The following is a 13,670-nucleotide window of genomic DNA, read 5'->3' on the forward strand; positions in this document are numbered from 1 at the left end:
TTCGTCGGTTCAGCTGGACGGTGGCTTGTCAAAGATGTTGGGATACAGCACCGCTTCCTTGAACGACGTCTCGATCTCGGCGAATGCGGTCGGGATGTCCCACGTCCCCGACGCCGAAACGATGTCGCGTTCGACGACCGGATTGGACATCAGGCTGATCCGCCCATTCCCGGCGAAGATCACGCGCCGGTTGAGCCAGTCGGACTGCTCGCTGGCCAGATACACGACCGGCGGCACGCAATTCTTCGGCGAAAGGCGAACGTTGGCGTCCGAGTAGTCCATGCTGCCGCCGCCTTTGATGCCCTGCGTCATCCGGGTGCCCGCGATGGGGGCAACGGCGTTGCAGCGCACCCCGTAGTTGCGCAGTGCGTTGGCGCACGAGAAGGTCAGGCCGACGATGCCCATCTTGGCCGCGGCGTAGTTCGGCTGGCTCGGCGCGCCCTGCAAGCCCGACATGGATGTGAAGGTGATCAGCCGGTACTGCCCGCCGCGATTCTCCCGCCACCAGGCCGCCGCGTGGCGCGTGACGTTGAACGTCCCTTTGAGGTGCACCGACACCACCGCGTCCCAGTCCTGCTCGCTCATCTTGAAGACCATGCCGTCCCGAAGGATCCCCGCGGCGTTCACCACGACGTCCAAGCCGCCGAGCGTCTCGGCGGCACGGCCGATGAGATCCGCGCACGCGGCGAAGTCGGTGATGTCGGTGGTATCGGCGAATGCCTTGCCGCCGCGGCTCGTTATCGCCGCCGCGACGCTTTCGGCCGGACCGGAGTCGTGTCCGGTCCCGTCGACGCCGACGCCCGCGTCGGAGACCAGGACCGTCGCGCCCTCGGCGGCCAAGCCCTCGGCCACCGCGGCGCCGATTCCCCGCCCGGCCCCCGTCACCAACGCGGTCCGTCCGTCCAACACACCCATCGTCATCCAACCCCTCGTGGCCTCGCGTTAGAAAAGAGCATACAGAACATGCAAACAATATCTGTATAGCTGTTTAGTAGTTCACTCGAACCCCCACTCGGCATAGCGGCGCTCCAACTCGGCCATCGCCTCCGGGCCGCCGCGGGCGCCGCGTTCCTTCATGAAATTGAACTCGTCGTCGCGCCACACGAGGTTGCTGAACACCGTGTGGCCCATCGGAACCCAGTCCCCGAACTGCGCCATCCCGACGGCGTGCCAGAACGCGATCAGGGCGTGCTTTCCCACCATCAGACCGTCGGCCGAGTGGTGAGCGATCGCGCGGGCATACCGCAACACCTCGTCGCGGAGCCGCTCGGCGGGCACCGCCGACGCGGCTACCCCCCACTCACGTAGTTCGTGCGCGGTCACCTTGCGGCCGGTGATCATCGCCTCGTAGCCGCGGTTGGGTCCCATCTTGAGCAGCGCGAGCGGCATAGCCGTGGAGAACCCGGCGAACCCGATGCGCGCCTGGGGGCGGGCAACGTACATGTCATCCGAGACGACCAGAATGTCGGCGGCCAGCGCCAGATTCATCCCGGCGCCCAGCGTGGCGCCCTGGCAGCCGGCGATCACCGTCTTCGGGAACTCCAGCCAATTGGTGAGGTGCCGGTGCAGCCGTCGGGCATTGCCCAGGCGCGCGGTCTGCGGCAGTCGCTGGCCCTTGCGCAGTCCCGCTTCTTCCACCGGGAGCCGGCGCACGTCGTCGCCGCTACAGAAGTCCTTGCCCTCGGCCAGCAACACGACGACCTTGACCTGGTCATCGTCCTCTGCGCGGTCCAGCCGCTCCTTGAAGAGTCGATGCATTCCGGGAGACAGGATGGCGTTGCGCCGTTCGGGCCGGTTGATGGTGATCTGCGCGATGTGCGGTTCGACAACCTCGTAGCGGACCCAGTCCTCATCGACCTCGAATTCGCCTCCAGCGGCGGAGTCGGTGGCCATAAGCCCTCCTTCGCGCGTTGGCAGTACATAAGTACAGTAGTCGATCAATTGTCACATCTGGTGATACGGTCGGCGAATGCCAACATTCACGGTCACCAAGCGGCTCGCCGCGCCACCGGACGTGGTGTGGGCCGTTCTTGCCGACTTCGGCAACGTCGACTGGATCCCCGGACCCAGCGATGTCAGGGTCGAGGGCGAAGGGCCCGGCATGCGGCGGTTCATCGCCGCGAGCACTGAGAGGCCGGTCATCGAGACCCTCGTCTGGATCAAGCCCGAGGAGCGCGCGCTGTCGTACGAGATCGCCAACAATCCGATGCCGGTCAGCCGCTTCGTGGCGGTGAACACCGTCTCCGAGAATGCGGATGTCGCCGGGGAATCCATCGTAATGTGGGACGTCGACTACGAACCCATCGGCGATGATGCCGCGGCGCGCGATGCCATCGAGTCCGTCTACGGCTTGATGGCGGGCTGGCTTGAGGATTTCGCCATAGCCCGCGAGATCAGATAGAACACTTAGACAGAAAGTGTCTAATAGTTTAGGATTCTTCAGGTGATTGATCCTCTCGATCTGGTACTGATCAGCGTCGACGACCACACCGTGGAGCCGCCCGACATGTTCGTCGGCCGGGTGCCGAGCCGTTTCGCCGACGACGCACCGCGCATCGTCGAGGACGACGACGGCATGTGTTTCTGGGTGTACGACGGTCTGCAGCTGCCGAACATCGGGCTCAACGCCGTTGTGGGCCGGCCCAACGACGAATGGGGATTCGAGCCGTCGCGATTCAGCGACATGAGGTCAGGGTGCTACGACGTCGACGCACGGGTGAACGACATGGACGCCTCCGGTGTGCTTGCGTCGCTGTGCTTCCCGTCGTTCCCGACCATCTCGGGCGCGCTGTTCACCTATCGCGGGGACCGCGACGTGTCCGAGGCGATGGTGCGCGCCTACAACGACTGGCACATCGAGGACTGGTGCGGCCGGCATCCCGACCGGTTCATCCCGATGGGGATCCTGCCGTTGTGGGACGCGAGCCTGGCCGCGGCCGAAGTGCGGCGCCTGGCGGGGCGGGGCTGTCGCGCGGTGACGGCTCCACAGCACATCGGGAGCTACGGGCAGCCGCCCTGGCAGGATCCGCACTGGGATCCGTTGTGGGAGGCGATCTGCACGGAGAACACGGTCGTGAACATCCACATCGGCACGGGCGGCGGATTGCCCGTGCCGTCGGACCTGACCACCTATCTGGCCTACAACTCGATGCTGCCGATCGACACCCAACGCTTCGTGGCCGACCTGTTGTTCTCACCCATTGTTCAGAAGTTCCCGTCCATCAAGTTCTCGCTGTCGGAAGGCGGCATCGGGTGGATCCCGTTCCTGCTGGAGCGATTCGAGGACATCTACTCGCGCCAGCGGGCCTGGACGGGAGACGATTTGGGTGACGGGCTGAGCCCCAGCGACGTGTATCGCCGCAACTTCATGTCGTGCTTCATCCGCGACCGGGTCGGCATCGAGATGCGGGAGCGCATCGGAGTGGAGACCATCTGCTGGGAGATGGACTACCCGCATTCGGACAGCAGCTGGCCGGACGCGCCCGAGCAACTCGCCGCCCAGTTGGAGGGCTGCACACCCGACGAGGTCGAGGCCATCACCTGGCGTAATGCGGCCCGCGCCTTCGGCTACACCGGCGTCGAGCGACGGGGCAGGGAACATTGCACCGTCGCGGCGCTGCGGGAAAGAATCGCCGGCCTGGATCTGTCGGCGCCGAAGGTGGACGCCGGCCGCGCGCCCAGGGCGGGCGCTACCGCGATCACATACGGCGACATGAAGGTACGGATGGCGTCGATCCTTCGCGGTGGGGCGTGACCGAACCGGATTACGGGGTCGTCCTCACCGGGGCCGATCGGCGATTCCGCGACGAGGTGTGCGGGTTTCTTGCAACGGCGTTGACCTCGGACGTGCGCGGCCAGGGCCGCGACGAGATGGATCGATTGAGCCGAATGCGCCTGTGGCAGAAGCGTCTTCACGACGCGGACTTGGCCGCGATCTCATGGCCGTCCGAATTCGGTGGTCGCGCGGCCACTCCGGTGCAGCAGCTCATCTTCAACGCCGAGATGGCCGCCGCGCACGCTCCAGAGCCCATCAACCGCAGCGCCGTCAATCAGCTCGGCCCCACGATCATTCAGTGGGGTACCGGCGAGCAACGCCAACGCTATCTGCCGAAAATCCTTTCGGGCGACGAGGTGTGGTGTCAGGGGTTCAGCGAACCCGACGCGGGCAGTGATCTCGCCGCCCTGAAGACCAGGGCCGAGATCCACGGCGACGAGTTGATCATCACCGGGCAAAAGGTCTGGACGTCCAAGGCGCAATACGCCGACTGGATCTACATCCTGGCACGCACGGATCCCACGGCGGACAAGCACCAAGGAATCAGCTACATCCTCGTACCCTTACGCACCAGCGGGATCGAGGTGCGCCCGATCCGCCAGATCACCGGGCAGGCCGAGTTCAACGAGGTGTTCTTCGATTCGGTGCGGGTGCCGCTCGCCAACGTGCTCGGTCCGCTGCACGGCGGTTGGCGGGTGGCCAAATCCACGCTGGGCTACGAGCGCGTAGGACAGAGCCGCACCCATCGGATCGAGCGGCGGCTGACGATTCTGATCAGGATGGCGCAGGAGCGAGGAGCGCTGGGGCACGAGGGCTGCGGTGACGACTACGTGGCCGATCGGATCGTCGGTTTCGCCGCGCGGGTGGAGGCGCTGCGTCAGATCTCGGCCCAGGCGACGGCCGCCGGCGTCCGCGGTGTCAGTCCCGGACCCGAGGCGTCGGTGGCCAAGCTGCTGACGTCGGAAGTCGATCAGGAGATGGCCAACTTCGGGCTGGACCTTGCCGGGCCGGGTGGCACCCTGGAGCGCGGGTCCGCGGGGGCGACGAACAACGGGAACGTCGCACGGAGCTACCTGCTGATGCGGGCGGCGACCTTCGGTGCGGGCACATCGGAGGTTCAGCGCAACGTGATCGCTGAGAAGCTGCTGGGACTGCCGCGTGACCCCTGATGGCCCGTCGTCGCTGAGCGAACTCGCACGCAGCGCGGCCGAACTCGAGCAGTTGCGGGCGTCGGCCGATGACGCCCTCCGAAAGGTGTGGTCTGCCAGCTCTTTTCGGGGCCTGCTCGATGGCCCCGGCGCGGTGTTCGACCCGAAGCTGTGGCAGACGATCGTCGAGGCCGGGTGGGCCGACGTGTTGGTTAGCGAGGCCGCCGGGGGCGGAGGGGGCGGGCTCCGTGATCTGTGCGTGCTGACCGAGGCCGCAGGCGCGGCGTCGGCCCCTGCCCCGCTTGCGATGGCGGCGGCCGCGGGATGGTGCGAGAACCGCTGCGCCGACGGGATCGGTCTGCTGCTACCCGAGCGCGGAGAGCGCACCGCGGCGGGCGTCTCCGGAGTGTGGCCGCTCGTGCCGTTCGGTGCGGTCGCAACTAAGTTGTTGGTCTGCGCGGGCGACGGAGAGTCTGCCGTGCTAGGGGTCGTCGACCCGGCGGAGGCGGGCGTGGTGCGCGAGCCGGTGACGCCGCTGGATCACAACCCCGGCGCACGAATCACGCTGAGCGATGCGCCGATTCAGGTCCTAGAGACTGGGCCGGGTGCGGTCCGGCGCCACGGTGAAGCCGCGCTGCGCGGCCTGATCGGCCGGGTGGCCGAGTTGGTTGGCATCGCGGCGGCCGCCAACGAGGCCGCAACCGAGTACGCGAAGCTGCGCGTCGCGTTCGGCCGCCCGATCGGCGCCTTCCAGGCGATCAAGCACCGCCTGGTCGATCAGCGGTGCGCGATCGAGATCGGGCGTGCGCTCGTCAATCGCGCCGCCGACGCCTGCCAACACGGGCATCCCGAGGCCCCCGCACTGGGCTCCCTCGCCGCCTACTGGGGCATCGACGCGCTGCGTACCGTCCCCGAGGGCGCCACCCAGGTATTCGGCGGCATCGCGTACACGTGGGAGCACGATGCCCACGTTCATCTCCGCCGGGCGGCCAGCGCCGCGGGAAATCTCGGTCAGCGCGCGCACCACCGCGACATCGTCACGCGCTGGCTAACGGGGCGCTATCCGGTGGAGCAGCCGGGAGGTGACGGGTGAACTCGTTCCTCTCGGGTGTCAAAGTCCTTCAGGTCGGCGACGGGATCGCCGGTGCGGCGGCCACGTCGCTGCTGGCGAACCTCGGCGCCGAGGTGAGTAAGCTCGGCGGCGGTTTCCCGCCGCCCCGGGTAGGGCCGATGATCACGGTTGGAGCCGCATCGGTGCCATTGGTTGACGTGGTTCTCGATCGTGGCAAGCGAGTCCTGCAATCACCAAGCGACACAGCGGCATTGATCGACGCACACGACATCGTGATCGTCGACCACGACGCCGCGATCGACCTGCCGCAGGCCAGAAACGCCGTGGTGGTGAGCGTCAGCCCATTCGGCCTGACCGGACCGCGCTCCGTCGAGCGGGGTGGTGAACTGATCGCCCAGGCGGCAGGGGGCATGCTCGCCACGATCGAGGGCTCCGACGGGACGCCGGTGCCCGCCCCCGGCTATGTCGCGCTCAAGGCGGCGGGCGCGGTGACGGCGCTGGCGGCCTTGCACGGCCTCGATCGGCGCAACGCTACGAGCGCGCCGGTGAGCGTGGATGTGTCGGTGCAGGAGGCGGTCGCATTCACCGCGGCCCTTCCCGAGTGCGCCCACGTGCTGTACTCCTGCCCGGGAAGGGCGGGCAGCGGGCGTTACCTCGCCCCGTCGGGCTTGTTCGCCTGCCGCGACGGACTGGTGCGCATCACCGCCGTCGAAAATCATCAGTGGACCGGCCTGTTGGTGGCCTTGGGTCATCCCGCATGGGCCACGGGCCTAGGCGAACGAGCCGCCCGGATAGAGCACGCCGATTTGATCAACCACCACGTTGGGGCGTGGGCGGCGACGCGCCTCAAGGAAGACTGCGCAGCCCTGTTGCAGGCCAACGGCGTGCCTTCGACGCCGGTGAATACACCCGCGGAAATCCTGGCGTCGCCCCAATTCGCTTCTCGCGGAGCGATTTCGGTGACTCGACTGGGCGGTGCTGCCCTGTCCGTACTGGCCCCCCCATGGGCGACGCGCCCGGGCGGGCGATTCGGACGCCACCGCACGGGCCGGCTGAACGAGCTGCGAGTCGCCGAGCTGACCCACGTCCTGGCCGGGCCGATAGTCGGCGCGTTGCTCGGTGGGATGGGTGCCCGGGTGCTGCGACTGGAAGACCGCGACCGACTCGACATCTACCGGCGCACCGGACCGTTCGCCGCAGGGCGGCCCGGCGTGGAGCGCGGCGCGTATTTCGCGGTGGCCAACCACTCCAAGCGCAGCGCGCTGATCGATCCTGGCCGGGCGACGCAGGACGTCGCCGCCGCCCTCGAGGATGCCGACGTGCTGATCGAGAATGTCGGCGCGGCACGGCTGACCCGGCTCGGCGTCGACCCCGTCGAAATAGCCGACTCGGGCCGGTTGGTGATGCGGGTCTCGGGTTTCGGGTCGACGGGTCCCATGGCCGGATACCGCGTGTACGCCAACAACGTTCAGTCCTACGGGGGTCTCGCCGGACTCACCACGGGATCCGACGGGTCGCCGGCGCGGCTCGGCACGGTCATCGCCGACCCGCTGTCTTCGGTGGTGGCCGCCACCGTGATCGCGGCGTGGGCGCTCGGGCCTGCCCGCGACTCCGGGGCGGTGATCGATCTGTCGATGGCCGAGGTGGTGGCGTCCACGGTGGCCGAATTCGTCGCCGCGGCCTCGGCCGCCGAGGGGGTGGTGTCCAACGGTGGGGCCGCCGCGCGGGGCGGCGTCTACCGTAGCGCCGATGACCGCTGGGTGGCGGTCGAACTCTCGGCTCCCGCGGACTGGGCGCGCCTGACGGAGTTGGCCGAGGAACCCGACCAGCTCGCCGCGCTGATCGCCGGCGCGCCGGCCGGCGAGGCGGCAGCGCGCCTGACGGCCGCCGGGTTGCGCGCTGCGGTCGTCCAACGCGCGGAAGACCTGGTGAACGACCCCCACCTGGCCGCGCGGGGATTCTTCCCGGAGATCACCCACCCCGATCCGGATATCACCACCGCGCGCCTGGTCGGTCTCCCGTGGCAATTCACCGGGCAGGGCCCGATCCCGCTGGCGCCGCCGCCGGCCCTGGGAGACGCGAATGCCCGTCAGGAGAGGATGACAAGTGCCGGCTGATCCACGCAGTGATGAGACTGCGACGGTGTGGGCGTCGACGTTCGTGCCGTCGAGGTCGCCGATTCCCGAGTTCGGCCAGGAGGGCTACTCCGTCGCATGGGTCGACACCTGCGATGGCCGGGTGCAACTCCTGGTGTCCGGGCCGCGGCCCGGGCCCGGTGCCGTTGGCCGAATCGTCGAGCGGAAGCTTGGCGAGGCTGAAGTGCTGCTCTTCGAGGCGGATCCGGCGTGACGGGCGTCCACGTCGCGGGCGTCGGGCTCACCCCGTTCGGCAAACACGGCGACACCGCGATCGCCCAGTTCGGGGTGACGGCCGCTCGGCAGGCGCTCGAGGACGCGGGTTTCGGCTATGACGCCATCGGCGAGGTCTTCTGCTCGTCGTCGATGGCACCGCCGCAGACCGGGCTGAAGGTCGCGCATGCGTTGGGACGCAGCGGGATCCCGGTAACCGCGATCGAAAGCGCTTCGGCGGGAGGCATGGTCGCCCTGCGGCATGCTGTGTGGGCGGTGGCGTCGGGCCGCTGCGAGGCGGCGTTGGCGATCGGCTATGAGAAGACGACCGCGCTCGAGCCCGGCGGGGTGGTACCGGCGGCGGTCGATTTCTGGGACCGGTTCCCGCCGCAGATCCACTACGCGATCGAGGCCAATCGCTTTCTGTACGAGGCGAACTGCGCGCCGGATGTTATCGGTGCCGTCGCGGCTAAGTCGTACAACCAGGCGCGCCTGAATCCGCTGGCGGCTCGGCGCAACGACCACGAGGTGACCGTTGAACAGGTGATGTCGTCGCGGATGATCGCCGAGCCGCTAACCAAGATGATGTGTCACGCCTCGGTCGACGGCGGCGCCGCGATCGTCGTGACGTCCGGACAACGCCCGCGGTCCGTGGCGATCAACGCCATCGAGCAGACGAGTTGGCCCCGCGACCCGAGCTGGCCGCTGGCCGGTCCGTGCGTCGGTCCGCCGTCGCAAATAGCCCTGACGGCACGGCGGGCTTTCGCCGCGGCGCAGGTCGCGGCGAATGACGTCGGAATCGTTTCCCTACATGACATGTGCGCCAGCGAGGAGGTCACCGCGCTGATCGCACTCGGCCTCGTCGACGTCAAGGACGTCGCCGAACTCGTCCAGTCGGGCGGTTTGGGATCCAAAGGCAGGCTGCCGACCAACACCGACGGCGGCTGCCTTGCCCGCGGGCACGCGTTCGGTGCGACGGGACTGGCCCAAGTCGCCGAGGTGGTGACTCAGCTTCGCGGAGAGGCGGATTCGCGGCAGGCCGCGGATCCCCGCGTCGGGCTGGCGCAGGCGATGGGCGGCGGTGGGTCCTGCGTGGTGGCCGTACTGGGTCGGTGATTCGGCCCTCAGCCGGGCTCTTCGTAAGACCGGCCGAGAAAGCGCTCGACGACGGCGCGTTCGTCGGCCGGGTCCTTCAGCGGCCACCACCACAGCGCCAGGAACGCCCGGATAAGCCATTGGGCGGCAAGTGGATCTGCATTGTCGGATCCGAGCATGTCATAGGCGAGCGCGGTGACAGCGGGGGAGTTCGTGAGCCACTCGCTGCGCGGCAGCGCCGGTGCGGTCTGCGTGAGCTGAGCCAACGGATCGGAGCGCATGCGCTGCAAAGCCAGGATGGTGGCCGTCTCCACTCGTTCGCGGCCGGTCAGGTCTTTGATGGCCTCGCGCACGGTATCGACGATGCGGCTTGCCTGGAGGGCAACCACCGCGTCCCTGATAGCCACCTTTCCGCCGGCGTGCCGGTAAATCGTCGCCGGTGAGCAGTGGACCGCTTCGGCCAGGCTCTCGATGGTGAACTCGTCGTATCCGACGTGCGAGATGAGGTCGGCGGCGGCCGCATAGATCCGTTCGGCGGCTGCGCTGCGGCGATCCCGCCCCACCAGCCAGTCGTTGTGTGCCATGCAACCCTCCCGTATAGCCAACAAAAACTTCTCTCAGCCTGAGAATTATCGGCAACAATTCTCAGGCTAACGCGCTGGTCCTCCCTCGCAAGGGGTTTGGGGTGCACGGACGGCGCGGCGGGGGGCTTATCAACCTTTCCTCGCCCTATTGACCGCGCCGACGGTCACCTTCAGCCTGGGTCTATGGCGGTCTTGAGCGACCCGGTCGATTTCTTCGGTGCCGAGGCTTTGCAGGATCCGTATCCGATGTATGACCGGATGCGCGCGACGGCCCCGGTGCATCGCATCGCCGATTCCGACTTCTATGCCGTGTGTGGCTGGGACGCGTTGATCGAGGCCGTCACTCGGGTCGAAGACTTTTCGTCCAATCTCACGGCAACCATGATTTTCCGCGAGGACGGCAGCATCGCAGCGTTGCCGATGATGGAGGCGGGTAGCCCCAGCCACGCCCTGGCCACAGCAGATGATCCGACGCACGCGCTGCACCGCAAGATCTTGCTCCCACACCTGTCCGCGCGCAGGGTGCGGATCATCGAGGAATTCGCTGCGGAGACCGCCGAGCGCCTGTGGGAGGAGAACCTGCACGAAGGACGCATCGAATGGATGAGCGCGGTGGCGAACCGGCTCCCGATGATGGTGGTCGCAAAATTGCTGGGCCTGCCCCATGCCGATGTCGACAAACTGATCCGGCTGGGTTACGCCACCACCACCCTGCTCGACGGCGTCGTCACCGAGGGGCAGCTCGCAGAGGCCGGGGTTGCGGCGTTCGAACTGTCCGCGTACGTCATGGAACATTTCGACAAGGCGGATACCGCGGACGAATCCGGGCTGATACCGGACATGGCCGCCCGCTACGCCTCCGGCGAGGTGGACCAGGCCGTGGCGATGGGCATCATGCTCACGCTGTTCAGTGCCGCCGGCGAGTCGACCGCCTCGTTGTTGGGCAGTGCGGCATGGATTCTCGCTGACCGCCCCGAGGTCCAAGAGCGGATTCGCGAAAACCCGGAATTACTGAACAATTTCATCGAAGAGACACTGCGCTACGAGCCGCCGTTTCGTGGCCACTACCGCCATGTGTGGCGCGACACCACACTCGGCGGCGTGGAGGTGCCGGGGAATGCGCATCTGATTCTTTTATGGGGAGCCGCCAACCGCGACCCCGAGCACTTCGAGTCGCCGAACGAATTCCTTCTCGACCGCAGCAACGGGAAGGGGCATGTGACGTTCGGCAAGGGCGTGCATTTCTGCGTCGGGGCGGCCCTGGCCCGGTTGGAGGCTCAGATCGTGTTCAAGATGCTACTGGAGCGCACCACCTGGATCGACGCGTGCGACGTCGGAGATTGGTTGCCCAGCATCCTGGTCCGGCGACGGAAGCGTCTGGAGCTGGCCGCCCGGTAGAGGCCTACGACACGGGTGTCAGCGGCCGAGTAACTGCGCCAGCGGTATTAGCGGCTGCACGCCGCCACTGCGATTGAGAACTGGTTCTAGCAGACGCATTTGCCGCATGATGCGGCGGTGAAACAGCCGAACGAGTTCGGCGTCCATGTTCTCGGGCGCGCGCAGCACGAACGCCTCCAGGGCCTCGTCGCCCGCACGCCAGTCGGCGCATCGAGAACCGAGCAGGCGCTCGATATCGTCAAGGTTTTCGGCTTCGATGGCGGGACCGTGTCGGCAGAGGTCGGCAACGTAGCGCGCGGTTTGCGCGGTCTGATGCCGGCGGAAGCGCTCAATCTCGGTCTCGGCCGCCAAGTCCTCGATGATGGGCGCCAAGGCGTCGACAAGGCCGCCCTGGCGGACATCTGCCGCCCGCGGGAGTAGGTAATCGTCGAGGGCGACGCCCTCGAAGGCGGCCATTGCTTCGACTGCGTTGAGCGAGCATTGCCAGAACCACTCCACATACTGCAGCAAGTCGCTCATCGGAAAAGGATTGTGCAGGATCATGACCAGCGAAAGAGGCGTCGTCAGCGCGAACTGGGCGGTGTGGAACTCGACCACCGGCAGGTCCAGTTGTGCACCGGAGACCTCCTCATAGCGCCGAAACGCCCGCTCTAGGTCGCCGAGGGGCTCGGAGATGTCGCGCAGGCGCAGCCCTGCCAGGTCGTGGGCGGTGTCGCCGAGGTAGGCCAGCTCGACGTCGAGCAGTCCGGTCACACGACCCTCGGCGAACATGAACTGTCCGGGATCGCCCAGTACGAAACGAGGGTCGAACCGATGCTCGGGAACGTGGCGTCGGATCCAGCCGATGCCGAATTCCAGAAAAGGCTCCGGGCGTTTTTTGGTAGACCGGTACCGCGACACGGACTCTTCGAAGCTCGACAACGCATGCTGCTGAGGGTCGTTGGGCATTTTTAGCCCGACGGCCAAGAACTCACTTGGATCCAGCCGATGGATCCGCGCAAGTATTTCCATGTATTCATCGATGACCGAATTACGTTCTGCTGTTGTGGGCGATGTCGACAGATTGGTGTCGCCCGGCAGGCGATCCATCACGATGGCCGGTGGCGTGTCGATCCGACCGTGGATGTGCGGAACCGGGATCCCCTGCTTTTCCAGGGCTTCAAGGACATCTGCCTCGCGATAGGTGGACAACGAGAACTCCATGCCTTCGCGGTCCCCACGCACATACAGCGGCACGATTACGCCGTCGCGTTCAACGTCGGCGAACCAGGCTGGGCGCCAACGTGGTTGGCGTTCGAAGGTTCGGACCGGCCCGATATGGCCTTCCAGCCAGCCTCGTACCGCCTCGTCGGGTTTCACGGTTATCGCGGGAGCTAAAAGCCCATTTTCAGCGCGGCGCCGGCGTCGACGTACATCTGCAGGCCGGTGACGTAACGCGACTCGTCGGACGCGAGGTAGACCACGGCGTGCGAGATGTCCTCGGGCTGCACCCACGGCACCGGCATCGCCTGAAGTATCGGGTAGACCACAAAGGCCTCGTCGTGGGTCGGAGCCTCGAGGTCGGGCCGAAACGTCTTGTACATCATCGGGTTGTTCATCATCGCGGTGTTGACGTTCGTCGGATGCACCGCGTTAACGCGAATCTGGCGCGCCGCCAGCGTCATAGCCATCGATTTGACCCAGTCGCGGACGAATTTCTTGGCCAAACCGTAGCCGAGCCCCCCAGGGCCCGCATTGCCGCCGCCGTTGTACATGTCGTGTTGGGGGACGAGGCCGGCGATCGAGCCGGTGGCAATGATCGACGCGCCGGTGCCTAGATGGTCGAATGCGGCGTTGACGGTGTTGATGACGCCGAGAAAGTTCACGTCGAAGACATCGCGGAATGCCGGATAGCCTTTGTGCTCTCCGTGCGGGCAGATGCCGGCGTTGGCGACGACGATGTGCAGCCCGCCCAGTTCGGCAACGCCGTCATCGATCGCCTTCTTCAGGGCCGCCCGATCCCGCACATCGGCCACCGCGGTGACGACGCGTCGTCCTGCCTTCTCCACCAACTTCGCCGTCTCGTCGAGGTCGCCCTTGCGTGCCATCGCGTAGTCGTTGGTCGCAATGTCCTCGCAGATGTCCAGGGCAATGATGTCAGCGCCCTCGTCGGCGAGATGGACTGCGTGACTGCGTCCTTGACCGCGCGCGGCGCCCGTGACGACCGCTACTTTGCCGCTGACTCGATTCATGTGCTTCCTCCGTTGGTGG

At 66.9% G+C, this 13,670-nt stretch carries 13 protein-coding genes; 8 read left to right on the forward strand and 5 right to left on the reverse strand.

The window, feature by feature from the left end; translation table 11 throughout:
- Window positions 1–9: 9 nt before the first annotated feature.
- Together ACEL92_RS05050 and ACEL92_RS05055 are read right to left on the reverse strand one after the other, a co-directional pair.
- Window positions 10–921, reverse strand: coding sequence for an SDR family NAD(P)-dependent oxidoreductase (locus tag ACEL92_RS05050; protein ID WP_374024544.1), 912 nt, complete (start codon window positions 919–921; stop codon window positions 10–12).
- A 75-nt stretch (window positions 922–996) separates the two neighbouring features.
- A complete protein-coding gene (locus tag ACEL92_RS05055; RefSeq protein WP_374024546.1) occupies window positions 997–1,893 on the reverse strand; it encodes an enoyl-CoA hydratase/isomerase family protein in 897 nt (298 codons plus the stop codon).
- A gap of 76 nt (window positions 1,894–1,969) precedes the next feature.
- Between ACEL92_RS05055 and ACEL92_RS05060 the strand changes: the two genes are divergently transcribed.
- From ACEL92_RS05060 to ACEL92_RS05090, 7 genes are read left to right on the forward strand one after another with little or no spacing between them, the layout of a single operon-like run.
- Window positions 1,970–2,401 carry an SRPBCC family protein gene (locus ACEL92_RS05060; protein WP_374024547.1) on the forward strand — a complete coding sequence of 144 codons (432 nt, stop codon included), beginning with the start codon at window positions 1,970–1,972 and terminating at the stop codon, window positions 2,399–2,401.
- A gap of 42 nt (window positions 2,402–2,443) precedes the next feature.
- Entirely contained in the window at window positions 2,444–3,754 is a 1,311-nt protein-coding gene (locus tag ACEL92_RS05065; protein ID WP_374024548.1) for an amidohydrolase family protein, read from the forward strand.
- The gene (locus ACEL92_RS05070) at window positions 3,751–4,944 is read left to right on the forward strand and encodes an acyl-CoA dehydrogenase family protein (RefSeq protein WP_374024549.1); all 1,194 of its coding nucleotides are present in this window, start codon (window positions 3,751–3,753) and stop codon (window positions 4,942–4,944) included. Before ACEL92_RS05065 ends, ACEL92_RS05070 begins: the two co-directional genes overlap by 4 nt.
- Entirely contained in the window at window positions 4,934–6,016 is a 1,083-nt protein-coding gene (locus tag ACEL92_RS05075) for an acyl-CoA dehydrogenase family protein (RefSeq protein ID WP_374024550.1), read from the forward strand. Before ACEL92_RS05070 ends, ACEL92_RS05075 begins: the two co-directional genes overlap by 11 nt.
- Window positions 6,013–8,112: a CoA transferase gene (locus tag ACEL92_RS05080; RefSeq protein ID WP_374024551.1), complete on the forward strand. Its 2,100-nt coding sequence runs from the start codon at window positions 6,013–6,015 to the stop codon at window positions 8,110–8,112. The genes ACEL92_RS05075 and ACEL92_RS05080 overlap by 4 nt, the downstream gene beginning before the upstream one ends.
- Entirely contained in the window at window positions 8,102–8,344 is a 243-nt protein-coding gene (locus ACEL92_RS05085; RefSeq protein ID WP_374024552.1) for a hypothetical protein, read from the forward strand. The genes ACEL92_RS05080 and ACEL92_RS05085 overlap by 11 nt, the downstream gene beginning before the upstream one ends.
- Window positions 8,341–9,459 (forward strand): thiolase family protein, encoded by a 1,119-nt coding sequence (locus ACEL92_RS05090; protein WP_374024553.1) that lies wholly within the window; start codon window positions 8,341–8,343, stop codon window positions 9,457–9,459. The genes ACEL92_RS05085 and ACEL92_RS05090 overlap by 4 nt, the downstream gene beginning before the upstream one ends.
- Window positions 9,460–9,467: 8 nt before the next feature.
- On the opposite strand, the gene ACEL92_RS05095 is transcribed toward ACEL92_RS05090, so the two are convergent.
- A complete protein-coding gene (locus ACEL92_RS05095) occupies window positions 9,468–10,022 on the reverse strand; it encodes a TetR/AcrR family transcriptional regulator (protein WP_374024554.1) in 555 nt (184 codons plus the stop codon).
- Between the two features lie 183 nt (window positions 10,023–10,205).
- On the opposite strand from ACEL92_RS05095, the gene ACEL92_RS05100 reads away from it, so the two are divergent.
- Window positions 10,206–11,420, forward strand: coding sequence for a cytochrome P450 (locus tag ACEL92_RS05100; protein ID WP_374024555.1), 1,215 nt, complete (start codon window positions 10,206–10,208; stop codon window positions 11,418–11,420).
- 18 nt (window positions 11,421–11,438) lie between these two features.
- On the opposite strand, the gene ACEL92_RS05105 is transcribed toward ACEL92_RS05100, so the two are convergent.
- Window positions 11,439–12,779 carry a phosphotransferase gene (locus tag ACEL92_RS05105; RefSeq protein WP_374024556.1) on the reverse strand — a complete coding sequence of 447 codons (1,341 nt, stop codon included), beginning with the start codon at window positions 12,777–12,779 and terminating at the stop codon, window positions 11,439–11,441.
- 14 nt (window positions 12,780–12,793) lie between these two features.
- Window positions 12,794–13,651 (reverse strand): mycofactocin-coupled SDR family oxidoreductase, encoded by an 858-nt coding sequence (locus tag ACEL92_RS05110; protein WP_374024557.1) that lies wholly within the window; start codon window positions 13,649–13,651, stop codon window positions 12,794–12,796.
- Window positions 13,652–13,670: the final 19 nt, after the last annotated feature.

It is taken from the genome of Mycobacterium hainanense, from assembly GCF_041890355.1.
Taxonomy (GTDB): Bacteria; Actinomycetota; Actinomycetes; order Mycobacteriales; family Mycobacteriaceae; genus Mycobacterium; species Mycobacterium hainanense.

Excerpts from the sequence above, each read along its gene's own strand:
- ACEL92_RS05055 (WP_374024546.1), bottom strand. The coding sequence starts at position 1,893 with ATGGCCACCGACTCCGCCGCTGGAGGCGAATTCGAGGTCGATGAGGAC.
- ACEL92_RS05050 (WP_374024544.1), bottom strand. The coding sequence starts at position 921 with ATGACGATGGGTGTGTTGGACGGACGGACCGCGTTGGTGACGGGGGCC.
- ACEL92_RS05100 (WP_374024555.1), top strand. The coding sequence starts at position 10,206 with ATGGCGGTCTTGAGCGACCCGGTCGATTTCTTCGGTGCCGAGGCTTTG.
- ACEL92_RS05110 (WP_374024557.1), bottom strand. The coding sequence starts at position 13,651 with ATGAATCGAGTCAGCGGCAAAGTAGCGGTCGTCACGGGCGCCGCGCGC.
- ACEL92_RS05095 (WP_374024554.1), bottom strand. The coding sequence starts at position 10,022 with ATGGCACACAACGACTGGCTGGTGGGGCGGGATCGCCGCAGCGCAGCC.
- ACEL92_RS05060 (WP_374024547.1), top strand. The coding sequence starts at position 1,970 with ATGCCAACATTCACGGTCACCAAGCGGCTCGCCGCGCCACCGGACGTG.